14 protein-coding genes are annotated in these 23,327 nt (G+C 71.9%); 10 read left to right on the top strand and 4 right to left on the bottom strand.

Translation table 11 applies throughout. The features are described 5' to 3' along the window. Positions 1 to 155: 155 nt before the first annotated feature. Positions 156 to 848, bottom strand: a complete 693-nt coding sequence (locus ACZ6QQ_RS34830; protein WP_465882144.1) for a hypothetical protein — start codon at positions 846 to 848, stop codon at positions 156 to 158. Positions 849 to 917: 69 nt separating this feature from the next. Between ACZ6QQ_RS34830 and ACZ6QQ_RS34825 the strand changes: the two genes are divergently transcribed. The 3 genes from ACZ6QQ_RS34825 to ACZ6QQ_RS34815 are packed head-to-tail and all read left to right on the top strand — an operon-like array spanning position 918 to position 5,315. Beyond that, positions 918 to 3,533: a valine--tRNA ligase gene (locus ACZ6QQ_RS34825; protein ID WP_465882143.1), complete on the top strand. Its 2,616-nt coding sequence runs from the start codon at positions 918 to 920 to the stop codon at positions 3,531 to 3,533. 59 nt (positions 3,534 to 3,592) lie between these two features. Continuing rightward, positions 3,593 to 4,864: a bifunctional folylpolyglutamate synthase/dihydrofolate synthase gene (locus ACZ6QQ_RS34820; protein ID WP_465882156.1), complete on the top strand. Its 1,272-nt coding sequence runs from the start codon at positions 3,593 to 3,595 to the stop codon at positions 4,862 to 4,864. 13 nt (positions 4,865 to 4,877) lie between these two features. Further along, positions 4,878 to 5,315, top strand: a complete 438-nt coding sequence (locus ACZ6QQ_RS34815; RefSeq protein WP_465882141.1) for a DUF4233 domain-containing protein — start codon at positions 4,878 to 4,880, stop codon at positions 5,313 to 5,315. A gap of 21 nt (positions 5,316 to 5,336) precedes the next feature. Here ACZ6QQ_RS34815 and ACZ6QQ_RS34810 read toward each other — a convergent pair whose 3' ends face one another. Next, on the bottom strand, positions 5,337 to 6,941 hold the full coding sequence (locus ACZ6QQ_RS34810) for a VOC family protein (RefSeq protein WP_465882140.1): 1,605 nt from the start codon (positions 6,939 to 6,941) through the stop codon (positions 5,337 to 5,339). Between the two features lie 154 nt (positions 6,942 to 7,095). On the opposite strand from ACZ6QQ_RS34810, the gene ndk reads away from it, so the two are divergent. From ndk to ACZ6QQ_RS34780, 6 genes are all read left to right on the top strand, one after another. Further along, on the top strand, positions 7,096 to 7,521 hold the full coding sequence (gene ndk / locus ACZ6QQ_RS34805) for a nucleoside-diphosphate kinase (protein WP_465882138.1): 426 nt from the start codon (positions 7,096 to 7,098) through the stop codon (positions 7,519 to 7,521). A gap of 82 nt (positions 7,522 to 7,603) precedes the next feature. Continuing rightward, positions 7,604 to 8,953, top strand: a complete 1,350-nt coding sequence (locus ACZ6QQ_RS34800; RefSeq protein ID WP_465882137.1) for an SWIM zinc finger family protein — start codon at positions 7,604 to 7,606, stop codon at positions 8,951 to 8,953. Further along, complete coding sequence (locus ACZ6QQ_RS34795; RefSeq protein ID WP_465882135.1) at positions 8,950 to 11,724, top strand: hypothetical protein; 2,775 nt, start codon at positions 8,950 to 8,952, stop codon at positions 11,722 to 11,724. The genes ACZ6QQ_RS34800 and ACZ6QQ_RS34795 overlap by 4 nt, the downstream gene beginning before the upstream one ends. Before the next feature lie 183 nt (positions 11,725 to 11,907). Next, positions 11,908 to 13,464, top strand: coding sequence for an alkaline phosphatase D family protein (locus tag ACZ6QQ_RS34790; RefSeq protein ID WP_465882133.1), 1,557 nt, complete (start codon positions 11,908 to 11,910; stop codon positions 13,462 to 13,464). Positions 13,465 to 13,861: 397 nt separating this feature from the next. After that, positions 13,862 to 17,017 (top strand): isoleucine--tRNA ligase, encoded by a 3,156-nt coding sequence (gene ileS / locus ACZ6QQ_RS34785; RefSeq protein WP_465882131.1) that lies wholly within the window; start codon positions 13,862 to 13,864, stop codon positions 17,015 to 17,017. Between the two features lie 193 nt (positions 17,018 to 17,210). Beyond that, complete coding sequence (locus tag ACZ6QQ_RS34780) at positions 17,211 to 17,900, top strand: lysophospholipid acyltransferase family protein (protein WP_465882130.1); 690 nt, start codon at positions 17,211 to 17,213, stop codon at positions 17,898 to 17,900. A 131-nt stretch (positions 17,901 to 18,031) separates the two neighbouring features. Here ACZ6QQ_RS34780 and ACZ6QQ_RS34775 read toward each other — a convergent pair whose 3' ends face one another. Both ACZ6QQ_RS34775 and ACZ6QQ_RS34770 read right to left on the bottom strand, forming a co-directional pair. Continuing rightward, positions 18,032 to 19,507, bottom strand: coding sequence for a cryptochrome/photolyase family protein (locus ACZ6QQ_RS34775; RefSeq protein ID WP_465882129.1), 1,476 nt, complete (start codon positions 19,505 to 19,507; stop codon positions 18,032 to 18,034). An 81-nt stretch (positions 19,508 to 19,588) separates the two neighbouring features. Next, entirely contained in the window at positions 19,589 to 21,103 is a 1,515-nt protein-coding gene (locus ACZ6QQ_RS34770; RefSeq protein WP_465882127.1) for a hypothetical protein, read from the bottom strand. A 159-nt stretch (positions 21,104 to 21,262) separates the two neighbouring features. Between ACZ6QQ_RS34770 and ACZ6QQ_RS34765 the strand changes: the two genes are divergently transcribed. Then, positions 21,263 to 23,239: a TIGR03960 family B12-binding radical SAM protein gene (locus ACZ6QQ_RS34765; RefSeq protein ID WP_465882125.1), complete on the top strand. Its 1,977-nt coding sequence runs from the start codon at positions 21,263 to 21,265 to the stop codon at positions 23,237 to 23,239. Positions 23,240 to 23,327: the final 88 nt, after the last annotated feature.

The raw sequence follows: 23,327 nt of genomic DNA, 5'->3' as shown, positions 1-23,327 counted from the left end.
GCCGATGGTACTGCACTCGGGAGGGTGTGGGAGAGTAGGACGCCGCCGGACAATTTTCAGTTAGGGCCATCCTTCGGGATGGCCCTAACTTGTTTTCCGGCCACGACGTGTTGCGTTTCCGCCGTCGAATCATGAACGAATTCGACGGCACGCAGTCAGTTACGGGTCTGTACGGCAGAGCGGATCTCCAGCATCAGGGGCGCCGCCTCGTCGGACGTACGGCCCGGGAACATCGCCAACGCGACACTGCCATGGTCGGCCCAACCGCAGACCGTCAGGTCGTCGCCCTGGTGGCTGGTTCCGCACTTGAGCACCCCGCCCAGCTCACCCGCCGGCACCTCCCGCAGCCCGTCGATCCGGCCGGAGTCGTCCGCCACGAGCTTGAACAGGCGATCCAGATCCTGCTCCGGTTGCCACATCAACGTCGTACCGCCGAAGAGCAGGACCGACCGATCCGGCTGGGCCGGGTCGGCGTACACGGCGGCGATGCTCTGGTCGACCTCGATGTCGGCGAGGAACCCGCTACGCAGGTAGTCGGCCGTACTCCTGGCCCGTTCGCTGCCGTCCAGGGTGAGGCCGGCGAGCTGATCCGGTGTCGCCAGGGTGGCGTCCTTCTGCTGCGCGACCCGCCAACCCAGGGTGCCGAGCAGTGCGGCGCCGGCCACCCCGACGAGCAGAGCCGCCCCGAGCGCGATCAGCCGACGACGCGACGGCCGACCCGACCGCTCCTTCTCCTCCCGGTCGTCGTCAAATCCAAAACCGGGGGTGATGTCGTACGGTTCCGGGGTGACGTCGACCGGCACCGGATCGGTGGCCGAAGGGCGATCGAAGAGGTTCGCGTCGGACATGACCGACACCGTAGCCCAACCGGTGGTGGTCCACGACGGTCCCGGTCGGGGCCTCCGTAGACTTTCAGGGTGACCGAGACACTGGATACCCAACGCACGGCCGTCCCGTCCCTGCCCGCGCAGTACCAGCCGGGTGAGGTAGAGCAGCGACGGTACGAGCAGTGGGTAGCCGCCGGCCACTTCCGGGCGTCCGCGGACAGTGACAAACCGCCGTTCACCATCGTCATCCCGCCGCCGAACGTGACCGGTTCACTGCACATGGGCCACGCTCTGGACCACACCGTCCAGGACGCCCTGATCCGGCGCAAGCGGATGCAGGGCTTCGAGGCGCTCTGGCTGCCGGGCATGGACCACGCCGGTATCGCCACCCAGAACGTGGTCGAGCGGCAGCTCGCCGCCCAGGGCCTCTCCCGGCACGACCTCGGTCGGGAGAAGTTCGTCGAACGGGTCTGGCAGTGGAAGGCCGAATCCGGTGGGGCGATCCTCGGCCAGATGCGCCGGCTCGGCGACTCGGTCGACTGGGACCGCGAGCGTTTCACCATGGACGAGGGCCTGTCGCGGGCCGTACAGACGATGTTCAAGCGGCTGTACGACGACGGCCTGATCTACCGCGCCGAGCGCATCATCAACTGGTGCCCGCGCTGCCTCACCGCCCTGTCGGACATCGAGGTCGAGCACACCGACGACGACGGTGAACTCGTCTCCATCCGGTACAGCGACGACGTGGTGGTCGCCACCACCCGGGCCGAGACGATGCTCGGTGACACGGCGGTGGCCGTACACCCCGACGACGAGCGGTACCGGCACCTGATCGGGACCGAGGTCGAGGTGCCGCTCACCGGCCGGATGATCCCGATCGTCGGCGACGAACACGTCGACCCGACCTTCGGCACCGGCATGGTGAAGGTGACCCCGGCGCACGACCCCAACGACTTCGAGATCGGCCAGCGGCACCGGCTGCCCTCGCTCACGATCATGGACGAGCGCGGGGTGATCACCGCCCCCGGGCCGTTCGAGGGGCTGGACCGATACGAGGCCCGGCCGGCGATCGTCGCCGCGCTGCGCGAGGACGGCCGGATCGTGGCCGAGAAACGGCCGTACGTGCACGCGGTCGGGCACTGCTCGCGGTGCCGTACGACGGTGGAGCCCCGGCTCTCCCTCCAGTGGTTCGTCAACACCACCCCGCTGGCGCAGGCGGCCGGTGACGCGGTCCGTGACGGGCGGGTCCGGATCGAGCCGGCCGAGCTGGCCAAGCGCTACTTCGCCTGGGTCGACAACATGCACGACTGGTGCATCTCCCGCCAGCTCTGGTGGGGGCACCGGATCCCGGTCTGGTACGGCCCGGACGGCGAGGTCGTCTGCGTCGGGCCGGACGAGCAGCCGCCCACCGGGCCGGGCTGGCGGCAGGACGAGGACGTCCTCGACACCTGGTTCTCCAGCGGGCAGTGGCCGTTCTCCACCCTCGGCTGGCCGGAGCGCACCGCCGACCTGGAGAAGTTCTACCCGACCAGTGTCCTGGTCACCGGCTACGACATCCTCTTCTTCTGGGTCGCCCGGATGATGATGTTCGGCCTGTACGTGATGGACGGCAAACCGCCGTTCGAGGTGATCGCGCTGCACGGCATGGTCCGCGACCAGTACGGCAAGAAGATGTCGAAGTCGTTCGGGAACGTCATCGACCCGCTGGACTGGATCGAGCGGTTCGGTGCCGACGCGACCCGGTTCACCCTCGCCCGGGGCGCCAACCCCGGTGCGGACGTGCCGGTCAGCGAGGACTGGTGCCAGGGCTCCCGCAACTTCTGCAACAAGCTCTGGAACGCGACTCGGTTCGCGCTGATCAACGGGGCGAACGTCGACGGTCCGCTGCCGGACCCGAGCAGCCTCTCCCCGGTCGACCGGTGGATCCTGTCCCGGTTGCAGCACGTGGTCGCCGAGGTCGACGAGCAGTTCGAGGCGTACGAGTTCGCCAAGGTCTGCGACACCCTCTACCACTTCGCCTGGGACGACGTCTGCGACTGGTACGTCGAGCTGGCGAAGCCGGTGCTGGCCGCCGGTGGTGAGCCGGCCGCGGTCACCCGCCGGGTGCTCGGGCACGTACTCGACCAGGTGTTGCGGCTGTTGCACCCGATCGCGCCGTTCGTGACCGACGAGCTGTGGATCGCGCTGACCGGTCGGGACACCATCCAGACCGCCGACTGGCCGGTGACCGAGCCGGCCCTGGTCGACGACGGCGCCGAGGCCGAGCTGGTGATGCTGCAACGGGTGGTGACCGAGATCCGCAGGTTCCGCTCCGACCAGGGGCTGCGGCCGGCGCAGCGGGTCGCGGCGAGGCTCGACGGGCTGGCCGGTGCCGGGATCGCCGGGCACGAGCCGCTGATCCGTTCGCTGGTCCGGTTGTCCGACGGTGGTCCGGACTTCACCGCCAGCGCGACACTGGCGGTGGCCGGTGGGGTGAACGTCGCCCTGGACACCCGTGGCTCGATCGACCTGGCGGCCGAACGGGCCCGGTTGGAGAAGGACCGGGCGGCGGCGGAGAAGGAAGCGGCGCAGGCGCGGGCGAAGCTCGGCAACCCCGCGTTCGTGGACAAGGCGCCGGAGCCGGTCGTCAACAAGATCAAGGATCGGCTGGCCGTCGCCGAGGCCGACCTGGCCCGGATCGCCGCCGCGCTGGAGGCACTCGCGTGAGCGACCGTAACGAGTTCAACCAGGTCGACGCCGAACTGGAGGCACGCGGCTTCACCCGGATGGTCTTTGACCTGGGTCGGATCGAGCAACTGCTCGACCTGCTCGGCAGTCCGCAGCGGGCGTACCCGTCGATCCACCTGACCGGCACCAACGGCAAGACCTCCACCGCGCGCATGATCGACGGGCTGTTGCGGGCGTTCGGCCTGCACACCGGCCGTTACACCAGCCCGCACCTGGAGACCGTGCGGGAGCGGATCAGCCTGGACGGGGAACCGGTGAGCGAGTCGCGGTTCGTCGACGCGTACCGGGAGGTGCTGCCGCTGGCGCGGCTGGTCGACGTACGGGCCAGTGAGCCGTTGACGTACTTCGACATGACCACCGCGCTGGCGTTCGCCATCTTCGCCGACGCGCCGGTCGACGTGGCCGTCGTCGAGGTCGGCCTCGGCGGGGCGGACGACTCGACCAACGTGCTCGGTGCCGGCGTCGCCGTGATCACCCCGATCGGGCTCGACCACACCGAGTGGCTCGGCGACACGATCGAGGACATCGCGCTGGCCAAGTCCGGCATCATCCACAAGGGCGCCACGGTGATCTCGGCGACCCAGACGGAGGAGGCCGCCCGGCCCCTGCTGGAGCGGGTCGCCGAGGTCGGCGCCACCGTCGCCCGCGAGGGCAGCGAGTTCGGTGTGCTGCGGCGGGCCGTGGCGGTCGGCGGCCAGGTGCTGACCATCCAGGGACTCGGCGGCGTCTACGACGAGATCTTCATCCCGCTGCACGGCGCGCACCAGGCGCAGAACGCCGCCGTGGCGCTCGCCGCCGTGGAGGCGTTCCTCGGCGCCGGTGCCGACCGGCAGCTCGACATCGACGCGGTCCGCGAGGGCTTCGCCGAGGCCAGCTCACCCGGCCGGCTGGAGCGGGTCCGGTCCGCCCCGACGATCCTGCTCGACGGCGCGCACAACCCGCACGGGATGGCCGCGACGGTCAACACCCTCCAGGAGGAGTTCGCGTTCAGCCGGCTGGTCGCGGTGGTCGGCGTACTCGCCGACAAGGACGCGTCCGGGCTGCTGGAACTCCTCGAACCGGTGGTCGACACGGTGGTGGTCACCCGGAACACGTCGCCCCGGGCGATGCCGGTGGAACAACTGGCCGACCTGGCCGAGGAGATCTTCGGCCCGGAGCGGGTCGCGACCGCGTCGGACATGCCCGACGCGATCGAGCTGGCCGTGGAACTCGCCGAGTCGAACCCCGAGGCCGAGCTGAGCGGGGTCGGCGTACTGGTCACCGGGTCCGTGGTCACCGTGGCCGACGCGCGGCGGCTGCTGAAGCGATGAGACCGGAGCGACGATGACACCCGAGCGGGAAGCAACGCAGCCCGAAACGGACGCGGCCACGCCGGTCTCCGACGCCGGCACACCGGATGCGGTGACGGTGCAGGGGAGCGGGCGGCCGTCGGGGCTGCGCAACCCGGTCCGGGCGGTACGCGGCCTGGGCGCCGGCACCCTGGTCATCGAGATGCTGGTGCTGCTGCTGGCGATCCAGCCGATCCGACTCGTCGGCGGCGACCTGAGCGGCACCGCGATCGGGGTCATCGTCGCGCTGGCGGTGTTCGCGGTCCTGCTCAGTGGGCTGCTGGCCCGGTCGTGGGCCTGGCGCGCGGCAACGGTGCTGCAGGGACTGCTGCTGCTGTCCAGCTTCCTGCACTGGTCGCTGGGCGTGCTCGGGGTCATCTTCGCGCTGGTCTGGGTGTACGTGCTGCACGTACGCCGGACGATTCTGGGTTGACCGGGCCCGGCGCCGGACCGGTCAGCCGGCCTGGCGACCGCGCCACTGGGTCAGGGCGATGCCGTGCCCGTCCGGGTCACGGAACGCCGCCGCCCACAGCTCCAGCTTCGCGCCCCGGTTGACCGCCCTCGGTGCGTAGGTGAACCGCACCCCCTTGGCCCGAAGATCCTCGTAGACCGCCTCGACGTCACCGACCTCCAGGTTCAGGTGCACCAGGCGGCGGTTGATCGGCGCGACGTCCGGAATGGCCCGCAACACGATCCGGGTGGCGCCGGACGCCAGTACGGCGTTGCCGTCGCCACCGTCGATCTCGAAGAAGCCCAGCATGTCCCGGTAGAACGTCACCGAACGGTCGAGGTTCGTGACGAGCAGGGTGATGCCGACGCCGTGGATCGGGCCCGACCCGCCCACCTCGGCGCTCGGCGGGTCGGCGACCAGACCGGCGAGCAGGTCGGCGTCGTCCTCGGGGGCCCGGCCGTCGTCGGACACGGCCGGCCGGTCCTCCGTCGCCTCGGGGTAGGGGGAGCGGTCGCGTTGCGGCGACCGGTCGCCGAGGTCGAGGTCCAGGTCGAGGTCAAGGTCGTCGATCGGGCGTACCGGTCCGGAGCCGGCCACCCCCGGCCCGGATCGGGCCCGGTAGACCTCGGGCCGGTCGTCGGCGCGGTTGTCGTCCTCGTCGTAGCGGTCGTCGTCGAAGCGCCCGCCGCCGTGGTCCTCGTCGTGCCGTTCCTCGACCCGGTCCTCGATCCGGTCCACCACGGGGCTGTCGAGCCGGTCGTCGGCGTCGTGGCGGTCGCGGTCCGGCAGGTCGGTGTCCAACCGGTCGTCGCCGCCCCGGTACGGAGGCGCGTCCGGGTACGGGTCGTCGGCGCGCACGGTCCGGGCCGGGCCCGGGGTCGGCTTCGCCCGGCGCGGCAGCGGCACCGCGGCCGGCGGTTCGACCAGGGTCCCCTCCAGCACGATGGTCCCGCCCGGCGTCTGGCGCACCACCACCGGTTCCTCGCGCAGCCCCCGCAGATCGTCGCTGAGGTCCGCGGTGACCGGGTCACCCGGCGGGGGCGTCCGGTAGCCGTCGTCGGAACCCCGGCGCACCCACGGCGGTACGTCCTCCTCGATCAGCCCGTCGTCGCCGAGCCGGTCGAGATCCTCGTCGAACTCCGGCGGCAGGTCCCCCTGGTCGGCAGCCTCGGCATGGGTGGGCACCTCGTCCCAGAGGATGCGTACGTGCCGGGGGTCGTCGATGGCGACCATGATCGGTAGTGCGGTCCCCGGCGCCGGCCACTTGGTCACCGGCACCCGTGGGTCCCGGACCCGGATCGACCGGGGCGGCAGGCCCGGCGCGTCCAGCACGATCTGGAGCTCGCACCGGCCGAAGACCGACGACGCGGGCGGCTCCGAGACGCTGTGCACGTGCGCGATCCCGGAAACCCAGGCGCGGGCGCCGCTGCGTACGGTGGTCACCAGTCCGAGCGCGACGGCCAGCACCAGCAGCGCCACCCCGAGGGCGACGATCGCCCAACTGGGCATGCCGCAGCCGAACAGGATGACAAAAGTGGCGAACGTGCCCAACACCCCGGCGACGAGCCTGCGTACGGGTGCGACCGATCGACGAACACCGTCTGCCACAGTGGACCTCCCTGGTTAAGGCCAGGCTAGGCCCGATCCGCCAGGATTGGAAAGAGCACAGCCGTGAGACGTGGCCGGCGTCGGACGCCACCGCCCGGCTCGCTAGGCTCACCCTGGTCCAGCCGTACCCGGTCCCGCTCAGGAGGAAAACAGCGTGTCCACCAGCAGCCAGGACGAGCGCACCCTCGTTCTGATCAAGCCCGACGCGGTTCGCCGCGGCCTGGTCGGCGAGATCCTCTCGCGGTTCGAGCGCAAGGGCCTCGCTATCGACGCGTTGGACCTGCGCACCATCGACGGCGATTTCGCCGACCAGCACTACGCCGAGCATGTCGAGAAGCCTTTCTACCCGCCGCTGAAGGAATTCATGACCGGCGGCCCGCTGGTCGCGGTGGTGCTCTCCGGCGACCAGGTGATCGAGGTGGTGCGCGGCCTCGTCGGCGCCACCGACGGGCGCAGGGCGGTGGCCGGCACGATCCGCGGCGACTTCTCCCTGTCGAACCGGGAGAACCTGGCGCACGCGTCGGACTCGGTCGACAGCGCCAAGCGCGAAATCGGGCTCTGGTTCCCCGAACTGGGCTGACCTCCGCGCCGTCGCCGACCGGCCGGTCGGGTGCCGTGACGGCTGTGTCCGGTTGTCGTACCGGACGACTAGTTTCTGCGGCATGGCCACGCTGGCGACGTACTCATATCTGCGCCCGTCCGGGCTCACCCCCGACGACCGGCAACTGACCCTGCAGACCTCGGGTGGGCCGACGGCCCACCCGAGGTTCTTCGACGGCTTCCTGACCACCCCCGAGCCGGCCGCCGTAGGTCTGCTCGCGGTCGCCGAGGTGGCCAGGACCCGCTACTACCAGCCGGTCAGCCCGGCCAGTCTCGACCCGGTCGTCACCGGTGGACTGGACCGGCTGCGGTTCGAGTCGTTCTCCGGCTGCTGCGGCGTCTACGCCCGGCTCGACGTGCTCCCGGCCGGGCTCGACGGTGCGATCACCAGCCACGGCACCACCAACGTCGACGTCAACCCGCCGCTGCGGCAGTCGCTGGCGGGCATCGGCGGCAACGACCCGATGCACGTCGCCGTCGGTCCGGACGACCTCACCGTCACCACCATCGACGACGGGCCGCTGGTCGAACGGAAGGTGCCGCTGCCCACGCGCTGGCTGCGCGGCTTCGCCGAGGCACAGGTCATCACCGCCCCGTTCGAGCCCCGGGTCGAGGTCGGCGGCGCCGAGGCGACCGCGTTCCTGCGCCGGCTGCCCAGCGGATCGGACCGCTCGGTGCTCTGGGTGGTGCCGGCCGGGCGGTCCCTGCGGCTCACCTCACGCGCGGTGCCGGGCGCGGTCTGCCTGCCCGGTGCCGGCCGGCTGGCGGCGCTGCGGCCGTTCCTGCGGTTCGCCACCACGCTGCGGGCGTACGGGCCGGCGGTGCGCACGGGCAGTGGTCCGGTCGCCAGCACCTGGGAGCTGAGCACGCCGGCACTGCGGCTGTCGCTGACCCTGTCACCCGAACCGCACCGGGGCTTCTCCGGCGAGGGAGCGGTGCTCGCCGCGCTCGCCGCAGACGAGGTCTGCGACGACGCCGACCTGGTCAGCGCGCTGCTCTCCTGGGACCCGACGATCGACATCGGCGCGCTCGCCACCGCCGCCGGGCTCCCCGTCGACCGGGTACGCGCCGCGCTGACCCAGCTCGGCACCGCCGGACGGGTCGGCTACGACGTGGCCGAGGCGGGCTACTTCCACCGGGTGCTGCCGTACGACGGGGCGGCCGCCGAGCGGATGAACCCCCGGCTGGTGGGCGCGCGGGCACTCGTCGACGCGGGCAACGTGCGCGTCGACGGCGAGCTGGCGACCGTACGCAGCGGGGAGGAGACGTACCGGGTCCGGTGGACCGACGGTGTCTCCTCGTGCACCTGCCCCTGGTGGGCCAAGTACCGGGGCGGGCGCGGGCCGTGCAAACACGCCCTCGCGGTCCGGCTGGTCACCGCCGCCACCGAACCGTCCGAGGTGCCGGTGTGAGCGTCATCCACCGGGAACCCGAGCTGAACTGGCCGGACCTGCAGCACGCGATCGGGCTGGCCCAGGTCGAGGTGGTCGGCAAGCTGCTCCGGGGCGGCACCGAGGAGCAGCGCCGAGCCCTCGGCCCGGAACTGGAGGCGTACGTCAAGGGACTGCCCGCCGAACGCTGGTGGGGCACCCGCCGGCCGGCGGCGGCGGTGGCGGTCGCCGCACTCGGTTGCCTGCCGTCGGCCGCCCGGACCTCGGCCCTGCTCACCCGGCGCGACGTCCGCGACGGGTGGGGCGACATCCCGCTCGGCGAGATGGTCGAGATGGCCCGGGTGCGGGACCTGCCGTGGCTCGGGGACCTGGCCCGGCGGCTCGCCGCCAAACTCGACCGGGACCCGAGCCCGGGACAGTGGGAACTGGTCGCCGGGCTGCTCGCCGAGGCCGGGGTCGCCGCACCCACCGACGACATGTTCGTCCGGGGCTGGCTCGGGCACGTCCAGGCGTGGCACCTCGGCGACGCGCGGGTGCCGCTGCTCGACCGACTCCGGTCCGACCCGCACCTCGACGCCCTGCTGCCCCGGCTGTTCGAGGTGGACGGGCTCGGCACCGAACTGGCCCGCCGCGTCTGGGACCAGGATCAGCGGCGCTGGGAACAGCGTCCGGCGATGCCGTACGCGCTGGCGGCGCTCGCCGCCGAGGGACGCGTCGACCGGGCGATGCTGCTCGACGGCGTACTCGGCCGGTTCCTGCGCGGGGACCGGGTGGGGGCGCTGCGCGCGTTCGTGGTGCTGCACGACGAACTGGCCCCGACCGACGCCGAGCTGACCGAGCGCGTCAACCGGTACGTCCGACTGCTGCCCGACGCCCACTCCACCGTCGCCGTGCTCGCCCAGCGGGCCCTGCGCGGGTTGGACGACAGCGGCCGGCTGGAACTGGACACGCTGCTGCACGGCAGCGGCCAGGTGCTGGCCCGGCCGGAGAAGATGCTGGTCAAGACGCAACTGAGCTGGCTCGACCGGGTGGCGAAACGGGAGCGGGACCGGGTCGGTGAGGTGCTGGAGACGGTCGCGGTCGCGTTCGGACACGAGGCCCTCGACGTGCAGGAGCGGGCGTTGACCATCGTGCTGCGGCACGCCGCCCGGATCGAGGCACCGGTCCGCGACCGGCTCGCCGAACTGGCCACCGTACTCGTCGGTGACCTGCCGGGGCGGGCCGCCGCCGTACTCGGTGAGTCGTCGGCGTCGGTGGCGGTGGACGTACCGGCCGGGTTGCCGTTGGTCGCGCTGCCGCCGGTGTCGGCGCCGATGCCGCCACCGGTGACAGGCGCCGCCGAACTCGCCGAGGAGATCGGCGCGCTGGTGCACGACCAGAGTTCGTTGGTCGGCTGGGAACGGGTGCTCGCCGGGCTGGTCACCTGTCGTGCGAGCGACCCGGCACACCTGCGGGACGCGCTCCTGCCGGTGCTGGAGCGATACGAGACACAGTTCATGTCCGGGCACGTGTGGGGAGGTGGCCCCCGACTCCGGCAGCTGCTCGGTGAGGCGATCCGGGCCGCCGTACGCGTCGACGCCCGGCTCTCCGGCTGGCAGCGCGGGGTGGGGATGGTCCGGGCGGCGCTCGGCGGCGCACCGGCCGGACTGCTGACCACCGGATACGGGCCGGGGCCGCAGCAGGTGATGGCCCTGCGGGTCGCCGAGATGGCCGTCTACACCCGGCACCAGCCGGTGCCGACGCTGGTGGCGACACCGACCCGGGCCAACGGTCAGCTCGACGCGACGGTGCTGGTCGACCGGCTCGCGGAGGCCGAACGGGCGGGCTGGCAGCCGTGGCGGTTCGACCTCGAACAGGCGTTGCTGCGGCTGCCGAGCGAGATCGACGGTGACGCGCTGAGCCGGGCCGCCGTGCTGCGGTCGCCGGCCGGCGTACGGCTGGCCCGCTGGCTCACCGACGGCGGTGCACCGGCTCCGGTCTCGGTCCGGGTGCGACAGCGGCGGCCGGCCACCCGGCGGTTCGCCCAGTGGGAGCTGGCTCAACTGCCCGAGCGTCGGGTGGTGGTCGCGCTCCGGCCGGGTGCGGCCGACCACGGGCCGCTCGGTCGGGAGTTGTTCGAGATCGACCCGCCGGAGCGGCCGGAGTTCCGGTTGAGCGACCCGGAGTACCAGCTCTGGGCGGGGGTGCTGCCGAACCATCGGGAGGTGGTCGCGGCGTGGGCGCTGCCCGCGTTCGCCGGGCTGGCCGACTCCGACCAGCGCGGGGCCGAACTGCTGCCACTGCTCGCCGAGGCCGCCGGCCCGGTCGGGCCGGCGATGACGCTGGCGCTGGCCTACACCCTGGCGGCCCGGCACGAGGCGGACCGGGTCGCTGCGGTGGACGCGTTCCTCGCCCTGGCCGGCGCCGGGGACCTCGACGGGGCGGCCCTCGGCCGGGAGCTGGGTGCGCTCGCCGCCGACGGCACGATCAAGCTGACCCGGGTGGTGGCTGGTCTGTCCGAGGCGGCTCGGGCCGGTGCGCGGGCGGAGGTCTGGGCGGCGATCGAGGCGGCGCTGCCGGCGGTGCTGGCCGCCACCCCGCGCGGCGGCCCGGACCTGCTCGCGCTCGGCGCCCAGACCGCGACCGCCCAGCCGACGGACGCGACCGTGACTGCCACTGCCACCACCACCACCGCCTCCGTCGTCGACGCGTCCGGCGGGACTGCGGCGTTGCTGGCCGAGGTTGCCGGGCGCGGTGGCAGCGGTCGGCTGGTGACCGAGGCCCGCCGGCTCGGCCGGGTGCTGAGCGGGTAACCGTGGCTCCGGTTTCCGCCGCCCCGGACGGTCGGGTGCGGGGGATGACGGCACCGGAGGGGCAACCGGGCATCCGGTCGTTCGCATCCAGTTCGGACACCGGTCACCTCGGTCGGGTGGGCGAGCCATCTGCGGTCGATAGACAACCGTGGTCACCGCCCCACCCGACCGTGGAGGAATCGAATGACCTCGCTCGACCGACGTACCCTGTTGCGCGCCGGACTGGTCAGCGGCGCCGGACTCGCCGGCGGAGCGTTGCTCGGCGCGTCCGCCGGCGGAGCCGCCGCCCCGGCCTGGCGGCCCAGCGGACGGCCGGTGCTCACCCACGGTGTGCAGAGCGGCGACGCGACCGCCGACTCGGCCGTGGTCTGGACCCGGGCGGATCGCGCCGGGCGGCTGCACGTCGAGGTCAGCCGTCGGCCCGACTTCCGTGGCGCCCGCCGGATCCGTGGGCCGCTGCTGGCACCGTCGGGCGATTTCACCGGCAAGGTACGCCTGCGCGACCTGCCCAGCGGCGAGCGCCTGCACTACCGGGTACGGGTGGAGAGCCTCGACCGGCCCGGCCTGCTCAGCGAACCCCTGGTCGGGTCGCTGCGCACCGCCCCCGGTGCGGGACGCCGCCGCGACCTGCGGTTCGTCTGGACCGGTGACATCGTCGGCCAGGGCTGGGGCCTCTCGTCCGACTTCGACGGGATGAAGATCTTCGAGTCGATGCGGGCGGTCCGGCCCGACTTCTTCCTGTGCAGCGGCGACACCGTCTACGCCGACGGGCCGCTGGCCGAGACGGTGACGCTGCCCGACGGGCGGATCTGGCGCAACCTGGTCACCCCGGAGAAGAGCAAGGTGGCCGAGACGCTCGCCGAGTACCGGGGGCAGTTCGCGTACAACCTGCTCGACGAGCACCTGCGGGCGTTCGCGGCCGAGGTGCCGCAGATCAACCAGTGGGACGACCACGAGGTGACCAACAACTGGTATCCGGGCGAGATCCTCACCGACGACCGGTACACCGAGAAGCGGGTCGACGTACTCGCCGGTCGGGCTCGGCAGGCGTTCCACGAGTGGCTGCCGACGCCGGGCGACGGGCGGCTCTACCGGAAGCTGTCGTACGGGCCGCTGCTCGACGTTTTCGTGCTCGACATGCGTACGTACAAGGACGCCAACGACGGCAACACGTACGCCGACCCGAACCGGGGGCTGCTCGGCCGGGCGCAGCGGGAATGGCTGATCCGGGAGCTGAGGCAGTCCCGGGCCACCTGGAAGGTGATCGCGAACGACCTGCCGATCGGGCTGGTCGTACCGGACGGCTCGGCCGCGCAGGAAGGGGTGGCGCAGGGCGACAACGGGCTGCCCGCCGGGCGTGAGCTGGAGTTCGCCGAGGTGCTCCGGGCGGCGCACCGCGGTGGCGTACGCGGGATCGTCTTCGTCACCGCCGACGTGCACTACACGGCGGCCCACCACTACGACCCGGCCCGTGCGGCGGTACGCGACTTCACCCCGTTCTGGGAGTTCGTCTCCGGTCCGGCGCACGCCGGCGCGTTCGGCCCGAACGCCCTCGACGGGACCTTCGGCCCCCGTGCGGTCTTCGTCAACGCCCCGCCCGTGGCGAACACCTCGCCCGCCGACGGCTTCCAACACTTCGGCGAGGTCACCATCGACGCCCACTCGGCCGACCTCACCGTCCACCTCCGCGACCGCACCGGCACCCCCCTCTGGTCCACCACCCTCCCCGCCCCCCACTGACCCCCCGCCTCCGGCCGAGGGCGTTGATCATGAAGTTGGCGCCGGTTCGATCAAGGTTCTGAGGCGCTAACTTCATGATCAACCGCCCGAGGGGTGCGGCGGGGTTAGTCGGAGGTGGGGAGGGGGGTGGGGCGGGTAAGGTGGGGGGTACAGGCGATGAACCGGCTATCACCGGGGAGCCTCCGGAAGAAACGGCGGGGCCTCCACGAGGGGGTGCCGGCGGAGTAGAACCGGACGGGTCCGGCCCGTCACAGCCGACGAACGAGCGGGCGGTCGATCCTGACCGTCAAGCGGGGTGGTACCGCGGGTCCCGCGGCGCGTCGGCTGTCCGGCGTACCGTGTCGGCTCGTCCTCGCAGTCCACTGACAGTGAGCTGCACCGAGGAGAGCGACCCCCGATGGCGTATCCCAAGCACGCGTCCGACGGCACGGGCGTACCGGCGAGCCCCGACCTGCCCGCGGTCGAGCGCCGCGTGCTGGAACACTGGACCGCCGACAAGACATTCGAGGCGAGCATCGAGCAGCGGCCGGCCGGCGACAACGGCGCCAACGAGTACGTCTTCTACGACGGACCCCCGTTCGCCAACGGCCTGCCGCACTACGGCCACCTGTTCACCGGCTACGTCAAGGACCTGGTGCCGCGCTACCAGACCATGCGCGGCCGGCGGGTCGAGCGGCGGTTCGGCTGGGACACCCACGGCCTGCCCGCCGAGGTGGTCGCCGAACGACAGCTCGGCATCACCAGCAAGGCCGAGATCCTCGACCTCGGGGTGGCGAAGTTCAACGACGCCTGCCGTACGTCGGTGCTCCAGTACACCCACGACTGGGAACGGTACGTCAACCGACAGGCACGCTGGGTCGACTTTGGCAACGACTACAAGACCCTCGACCTGGACTACATGGAAAGCGTCATGTGGGCCTTCCAGACCCTGCACAAGAAGGGCCTGATCTACGAGGGTTTCCGGGTGCTGGCGTACTGCATGCGCTGTGAGACGCCGCTGTCGAACACCGAGACCCGGATGGACGACGTCTACCGGGAGCGGCACGACCCGACGCTGACCGTCTGGTTCCAGCTCGACCCGGCCGCCGACGGCCAACCCGGCGAGAAGATCGGCGTGTGGACCACCACGCCGTGGACGCTGCCGTCCAACCTGGCGCTCGCCGTCGGCCCGGACATCGAGTACGCCGTACTCGAACGCGACGGCCAGCGGTACATCGTCGGCGCCGCGCGCGTCGGCGCGTACGCCAAGGAGTTGGAGGGGTTCACCCAGGTCGGCACGGTGTACGGCCGTGACCTGGTCGGACGCCGCTACACCCCGCTGTACGACTTCCTCGTCGAACACGCCGGACCGAACGCCTACCAGGTGCTCGGGGCGGAGTTCGTCACCACCGAGGACGGCACCGGCGTGGTGCACCTCGCCCCGGCGTTCGGCGAGGACGACCAGAACGCCTGCAACGCCGCCGGCATCCCGACCATCGTCACGGTGGACGACCACGCCCGGTTCACCGCGCTGGTGCCGACGTACCAGGGCGAGCAGGTCTTCGACGTCAACAAGCCGGTGATCCGGCAGCTCAAGGAGCGGGGGGTGGTGCTGCGGCAGGACACGTACACCCACTCGTACCCGCACTGCTGGCGCTGCGACACCCCGCTGATCTACAAGGCGGTCTCGTCCTGGTTCGTCGAGGTGACCCGGTTCCGGGACCGGATGGTCGAGCTGAACCAGGAGATCAACTGGACGCCGGGGCACGTCAAGGACGGCTCGTTCGGCAAGTGGCTGGCGAACGCCCGCGACTGGTCGATCAGCCGCAACCGGTTCTGGGGTTCGCCGATCCCGGTCTGGAAGTCCGACGACCCGAACTACCCCCGGGTCGACGTCTACGGCTCGCTGGACGAACTGGAGCGTGACTTCGGCGTACGCGTCACCGACCTGCACCGGCCGGTGGTCGACGACCTCGTCCGGCCGAACCCGGACGACCCGACCGGGCGCTCGATGATGCGCCGGGTGCCGGAGGTGCTGGACTGCTGGTTCGAGTCCGGTTCGATGCCGTTCGCCCAGGTGCACTACCCGTTCGAGAACCGGGACTGGTTCGAGGACCACTACCCGGGCGACTTCATCGTCGAGTACATCGGCCAGACCCGCGGCTGGTTCTACACCATGCACGTACTGGCGACGGCGTTGTTCGACCGGCCCGCGTTCCGCAACTGCCTGGCGCACGGCATCCTCCAGGGTGCCGACGGGCGCAAGATGTCCAAGAGCCTGAACAACTACCCCGACGTGTACGGCGTCTTCGACTCCTACGGGTCGGACGCGATGCGCTGGATGCTGATGTCCTCGCCGGTGCTGCGCGGCGGTGACATGCCGGTGACCGAGGTCGGCATCCGTGACGCCGTACGTCAGGTGCTGCTGCCGCTCTGGAACGTCTGGTACTTCTTCTCCCTCTACGCCAACGCCGACGGTTACGAGGCGAGGAGGGTCGAACCGGGAGTACCGGGCACTCTGCTGGACCGGTACGTGCTGGCCAAGACCGGTGAGCTGGTCAGCACCGTGCAGACCCAGCTCGACGAGTACGACATCTCGGGCGCCTGCGCCACCGTGCGGTCGTTCCTCGACGCGCTCACCAACTGGTACGTCCGCCGTTCCCGGGACCGGTTCTGGTCCGGCGACCGGCAGGCGTTCGACACCCTCTACACCGTGCTGGAGACCCTCTGCCGGGTGGTCGCGCCACTGGCGCCGCTGACCGCCGAGGAGATCTGGCGCGGCCTGACCGGTGAGCGGTCGGTGCACCTGACCGACTGGCCGGACGCGGCCGAGTTCCCCGCCGACCACGAGCTGGTGGCGGCGATGGACAACGCCCGTACGGTCTGCTCGGTGGCGTTGTCGCTGCGCAAGGCGAAGGGACTGCGGGTTCGGCTGCCGCTGTCGTCGCTCACCGTGGCCAGCTCGAACGCGACCGCCCTGGAACCGTTCGCCGACCTGATCGCCGACGAGGTCAACGTCAAGACGGTGCTGTTCACCACCGAGCTGGCCGGCTACTGCGAGCAGGTTCTCACGGTGGTGCCGAGGGTGCTCGGCCCGCGCGTCGGCGGCCAGGTGCAGACGGTGATCAAGGCGGTCAAGGCGGGCGACTGGTCGCTGGTCGACGGGGCGCCGGTGGCCGCCGGGGTCACCCTCGCCGAGGGCGAGTACGAGCTGCGCCTGGTCGCCGCCGACGTGGAGCACTCGGCTCCGCTGCCGGGCGGCGAGGGAGTGGTCGTGCTGGACACCACCGTCACCGCCGAACTCGCCGCCGAGGGGCTGGCCCGGGACGTCGTACGGGTGGTGCAGCAGGCCCGCCGCGCCGCCGACCTGGACGTGTCGGACCGGATCGAGGTGGCGCTGACCGGGTCGCCGGAGGTGGTGGCGGCGGCCGAGGCGTACCGCGACTTCGTGGCGGCGGAGGTGCTCGCCGACTCGATCGTGCTCGCCACCGCCGACGGCGAACTGCCGGCCGACGCCTTCACCGGCGAGGTCGGCGAGGGCGAGCCGGTGGCGGTGACCGTCCGGCGGGTCTGAGTCCGCGGCGATCGGGAGGGGCCGCTTCGTTCATCGAAGAGGCCCCTCCCCGGCCCGGCCGATCGGGCCCTGGCCAGCGCCGGGTGAGATGGAGAGCCGGCGATGCTGAAGTCGGAGCGCCTCTGGCCTACCATCGGTGCGGCGGCGAGGGCCGCCGCGACCGGTGGGCCCGGCGCTGACCAGGGGAGGCCGCGTGCCGCTGCTCTACACCGTCGGCAAAATCACCGTCGGAACGGCGATGAACGTGGTCTGGCGCCCCACCGTCGAGGGGCTGGAGAACGTACCCACGACCGGCGGTGCCATCATCGCGGGCAACCACCTCTCGGTCGCCGACGAACTCTTCCTCGGCGCCGTGGTGGCCCGGCACATCTCCTTCTGGGCCAAGGCGGAGTACTTCACCGGGACCGGGTTCCGGGGCTGGCTGAGCCGGTCGGTGATCGGTGGGCTGGGCGCGATCCGGGTCGAACGCGGTGGCGGGCGGGCCGCCCTGTCGGCGTTCGACGGGGCGATCCCGGTGCTGCGTGCCGGTGAGCTGGTCGCGATCTACCCCGAGGGCACCCGGTCACCCGACGGGCGGCTCTACCGGGGGCGTACCGGCACGGCGCGGTTGGCGATGGCTGCCGGCGTACCGATCATCCCGGTCGGCATGGTCGGCACCGACAAGGTCCAGCCGATCGGGGTCCGGGTGCCGAGGCCGAACGTGCGCGGCGTGGTGATCCGCTTCGGCAAGCCGATCGACGTCAGCGGACGGGGCGACGACCGCACGTCGCTGCGCGAGGTCACCGACGAGCTGATGACGGAGATCCAACGGCTCACCGGCCAGGAGTACGTGCCGCGGTACGCGCCGGCCCGGCAGAGCCCCACCGCCGACCCGACCGAGTAGCAGCGCGCGCCGGGCGGCTCCCCGACGCCCCGGCCCTGCGGCTCTCCGGCTTCGCCTCACCGGCCGTGGAGCCGCGTCGTGGAGCCGCGTCGTGGAGCCGCGTCGTGGAGCCGCGTCGTGGAGCCGCGTCGTCACGGGGCGGTGGAGCCGCGTCGGCGTTCCTGTTCCCGGATCGCCGGTACGTCGTCGAGCTGGTCGAGTTGGCGCAGGCTGCGCGCCATCCGCGCGTTGCCGGGCAGACGCTCGCGGGTGCGGTCGAGCCAGACCCAGTGCCCGGCGGTGTACGGGCACGCGTCCTCGCCCAGCCGCTGCTTCGGGTCGTACCGGCAGCCGCCGCAGTAGTCGCTCATCCGGTTGAGGTACGATCCGCCGGCCGCGTACGGCTTGGTGGTCAGCTGGCCCGGATCGGCGTACGGGTTCATGCCGGGGACGTTGGCCGTCAGTACCCACTCGTGGCCGTCGACGAACGACCGGTGGAACCAGTCGACCAGCTCCGACGGGCGCCAGCCGCGCTGCACCGCGTAGTTGCCGAGCACCATGAGCCGGGAGGCGTGGTGCACCCACCCCCGGTCCCGGACCCCGGCCAGTACGTCGGCGAGGCAGCGCGCCTGCACCGCGTCGGCGTCGAGGTCGGCGAACCAGGCCGGCACCGATTTGCGGGCGCTGAGCCGGTCGGGCCCCCGGTGGCCGGCGTCGAAGTACCAGTAGAGGTGCCAGACGAAGTCCCGCCAGCCGAGTAGCTGCCGGACGAAACCCTCCACACTGGATAATGGGGCTTGCTGCTCCCGGTAGGCCTGCTCGGCGCCCCGGATCGCCTCCACCGGGTCGAGCAGTCCGAGGTTGAACGACGACGAGAGCAGGCTGTGCGCCATGAACGGGTCGGCGGCGAGCATCGCGTTCTCGTACGGCCCGTAGCTCGGCAGCCGGTGCCGGAGGAAGTGCCGCAGCCGGACGGTCGCCTCGGCCCGGCTGACGGGGAAGAGCCGGGGCCCGTCCCGGCCGACGAACCGGATCCCCTCCGCCGCCCACCGGTCGAGGTCGTGCCGGACCTCGGCGTCGATGTCGTCCTCCTCCGGCAGCGGCGGAGCGGGGACGTCGAGCCGGTCGGACTCCTTCGGCGGCGGCTGCCGGTTGTCGGCGTCGAGACTCCAGCGGCCGCCGGCCGGCTCGTTGTCGTCGAGCAGCACCCGGTGGTGGCGGCGCGCGTAGCGGTAGAAGTCGTCCAGCCGCATCGCACCGCGCCGGTCGTCGGCCCAGGTGGTGAAGTCGGCCTGGCTGGTGACGAAACCGCGCGCCGGCAGCACGGCCACCCGGTCGTCCAGTGAGCGCACCAGGTCCCGGGCCCGACGCGAGGTCGGGTGGCAGACCTCGATCGGTCCACGGACCTGCCGAAGACCCTCCCGATAGGTCTCCGTGCGTACGTACGTTGCCTGGTCACCGAGTTCGGCGGCCCGGTGACGGAGCGCGGACAGGATCAGGTGGGCCTTCTGCCGGTGGAACGCCCGGCGGCGGAAGACCGCCTTCGACTCGATCAGGAGTAGTTGCTGGTCGCGGTCGTCGAGGAAGTGCGGCCCGAGTTGGTCAGCGAAGATCCAGCGCCGCGACATAGCCCGATTGTGCACCGCCTGGCTGGTTCCTACCGGGGCATGACCGTGGATCGGCTGTGTATCCGGTCACATGAAATATGGTCACTCGTGTCGGATGATCTCGGCCCGGAGCCGGGTCAGCAGGCTCGCGCTGTCCTCCATCGACAGTCGCGTGAACAGCACCGTGCCGAGACTGCCGTGGTCGGCCCAGGAGCAGACCACCACGTCGGTCTTCCCGGCCTGACCGATGCCGCACCGCTGGAACTCGCCCCGTACGCCGGTGTCGATCGCGGTCACGTCGCTGAGCGCGTAGTCGCTGCTCAGCTGCGCCATCGTGGTGTCGAGGTCCTGTTCGGGATTCCACCGGAATCCGGTGCTGCCGAAAATGGTGACCACCTTGTTCGACGGGTCGGTGTAGACCCCGGCGAAGGTGTCGCCGAACAGGTCACTGGTGGCCATCTGCTCCTTGAGCTGCGTCGTGACCTGCTCGCTCGCCCGGTCCTCGCGTTTGTGCAGGTCGACCAGCTCGGCCGGGAGGGTGGCGCTGACCGGGTACTGCTCCCACATCGGCTTGGCGTACCAGGCCGGTCCGCCGCAGCAGCAGGCGATGCCGAGCAGCGACAGCACCAGCATCACCCTCGGCCACCGCCGCCGTCGCCGGCCGGTGACCGCGACGTAGCCGGGCGGTGCGCGCCAGCCGGGCGGCGGCGCGGTCGTCGGGCCGGGGCCGGGCGGCGGACTGTCCCGGTCCCGGCGACCGCGCCGGGACTGCGCCGGCACCTTGACCACCGGCGTCGGCGCCGCCGACCGGGCCGGTGGTGCCGGAGGAGGCGGCGGTGGCGGGGGAGGGGAAGGGACGGCAGCCGGCGGGGCCGGCGCCAGGTCCGCCGAGAACGGCCGCGTCGCCGGGTACGGCCGCACCGGCGGATGCGGCGGCTGGTACGCCGGCGCGGGCGCCCCCGGCCGGTACGGCTCACCCGGAGCGCCCGGCTGGTACGCCTGCGCGGGTGAGACGGGGTGGTACGGCTGCGCGGGCGAGACGGGGCGGTACGGCTCGGCCGGCGAGATCGAGGCCACGTGCGCGGCCCACGGTTCCGGATCCGCCGCGGCCCACGGGTCGACCGGGGTGTCCCGGTCCGGGTGGCTCCGGTCCGGGTGGCTCCGGTCCGGGTGGCTCTGGTCCGGATGGCTCCGGTCCGGGTGGTCCGGGTCGCCGGCCGGTAGCCGCAGGGTCGGGTTGCGTGGGGGCGGCACCGCCTGGTCCTGCTCCCCGCCACCGCCGTCGCCGCCGCCGAACGGGCGACGCTTCTTTTTCGGCGTCGGCGGGGGCACCGCCGCCGACCCGGACCAGCGTGGTGGCGCCGGCTCGGTCGCCGGCTCGTCCGACCCGGTCGTCGGCGGGTCGTCCAGCTGCGGCGTCTCCACCCTGGTCGGGGGTGGGTCGGCCGAGGGCTTCTCCGTCCGCTCCGGGTTCGCGGCGGGGGAGGTCGGTGACTCCGGCTCCGGGACGGGGGTCGGCTCGGCGGGCCGCCGCTCCGGGGCCGGAGCGTCGGCCGACGGCTCGGACGGTTGGGACCGGCCGGCCGGTGGGGTGGCTTCCGGCTGTGGCTCCGGCATCGGGTTGTGCTCCTCTCGCGCGCCGGTACGAGGGTAGTAGCGGCGGGCCACATCGGCATCGAGGGCCACAAGGGCACCACCCTCCCGCGCCGGGGCGTACGCGACGGGTCGGGCATATGCCGGCCGGTCGGCCGGGCGTGCCGCGTACCCTTGGCGGTCATGAGCGTCCCGACGACCACCACGAGCCACAGCAACAGCATCTGGCCGCAGCTGGAGCCACTGTTGCCCCAGGTCAGCAAGCCTATCCAGTACGTGGGCGGCGAGCTGGGCGCGGTAATCAAGGAGTGGGAGTCGGCGACCGTCCGCTGGGCGCTGATGTATCCGGACGCGTACGAGGTGGGGCTGCCCAACCAGGGCGTGCAGATCCTCTACGAGGTGCTCAACGAGCAGCCGGACGTGCTGGCCGAGCGGACGTACGCGGTCTGGCCGGACCTTGAGGCGCTGATGCGCGAGCACCGGGTGCCGCAGTTCACCGTCGAGGCGCACCGGCCGGTCGGCAGCTTCGACCTGTTCGGCATCTCGTTCAGCACCGAGCTGGGCTACACCAACCTGCTCACCGCGATCGACCTGGCCGGCATGCCGATGCTCGCCGCCGACCGGACCGACGCCGACCCGATCATCGTGGCCGGTGGGCACGCGGCGTTCAACCCGGAGCCGATCGCCGACTTCATCGACGCGGCGGTGCTCGGTGACGGCGAGGAAGCCGTACTGGAGATCACCGCGATCGTGCGGCAGTGGAAGAACGAGGGGTCGCCGGGCGGCCGGGACGAGCTGCTGCTGCGGCTGGCCCGGACCGAGAGCGTCTACGTTCCGAAGTTCTACGACGTCGACTACCTGCCCGACGGTCGGATCCAGCGGGTGGTGCCGAACCGGGCGGACGTACCGTTCCGGGTGCACAAGCGCACGACGATGGACCTCGACGCCTGGCCGTACCCGAAGAAGCCCCTGGTCCCGCTCGCCGAAACGGTGCACGAGCGGTACGCGGTGGAGATCTTCCGGGGGTGCACCCGGGGTTGCCGGTTCTGCCAGGCCGGCATGATCACCCGTCCGGTACGGGAACGTTCGATCACCACCGTCGGGCAGATGGTCCGCGACGGGCTGGAGTTCTCCGGCTTCTCCGAGGTGGGTCTGCTCTCCCTCTCCTCGGCCGACCACTCCGAGATCGGCGACATGTGCTCCGGCCTGGCCGAGCAGTACGCCGGCACCAACGTCTCGCTCTCGCTGCCCTCCACCCGGGTCGACGCGTTCAACATCGACCTGGCTCAGGAACTGTCCCGCAACGGCCGGCGTACCGGGTTGACCTTCGCCCCGGAGGGCGGTTCCGAGCGGATCCGCAAGGTGATCAACAAGATGGTGTCGGAGGAGGATCTCATCCGCACCGTGGTCACCGCCTACACCAACGGGTGGCGGCAGGTGAAGCTCTACTTCATGTGCGGGCTGCCCACCGAGACCGACGAGGACGTACTCCAGATCGCCCGGCTCGCGCACGAGGTGATCAAGGCCGGGCGGGCGGCGACGGGGTCGAAGGACATCCGCTGCACCGTCTCCATCGGCGGCTTCGTACCCAAGCCGCACACCCCGTTCCAGTGGGCGAAGATGGAGACCCCGGAGGTGATCGACAACCGGCTCCGGCTGCTCAAGCAGGCGATCAACTCGGACCGGTCACTCGGCCGGGCGATCGGCTACCGCTACCACGACGGCGAGCCGTCGCTGATCGAGGGGCTGCTCTCCCGGGGCGACCGCCGGGTCGGCGCGGTGATCCGCAAGGTCTGGGAGAACGGCGGGCGGTTCGACGGCTGGAGCGAGCACTTCTCCTACCAGCGCTGGGTGGGCGCCGCCGCCGAGGTGCTGCCGACCTTCGGTGTCGACCTCGACTGGTACACCACCCGGCAGCGCGAGGAGCAGGAGGTCCTGCCCTGGGACCACCTCGACTCCGGCCTGGACAAGGACTGGCTCTGGCAGGACTGGCAGGACTCGATGTCCGAGTTCGAGCAGGATGACTGCCGGTGGACCCCGTGTTTCGACTGCGGTGTCTGTCCCTCGATGGACACCGAGATCCAGATCGGGCCGACCGGCAAGAAGTTGCTGCCGCTCACCCCGGTCAACCCCGGACTGCGGGTGCCGACCGGCGCCTGACCAGGCCGCCGTCGGCCGCCGCAGGCCGTACCCATCCGAGCCGGACGGGCCATACCCGCCCGGCCGCCACACCGAGGAGCACCACGAT

It is taken from the genome of Micromonospora sp. NPDC049529 (assembly GCF_055586685.1).
This window is presented reverse-complemented; position numbering and strand designations above follow the sequence as displayed.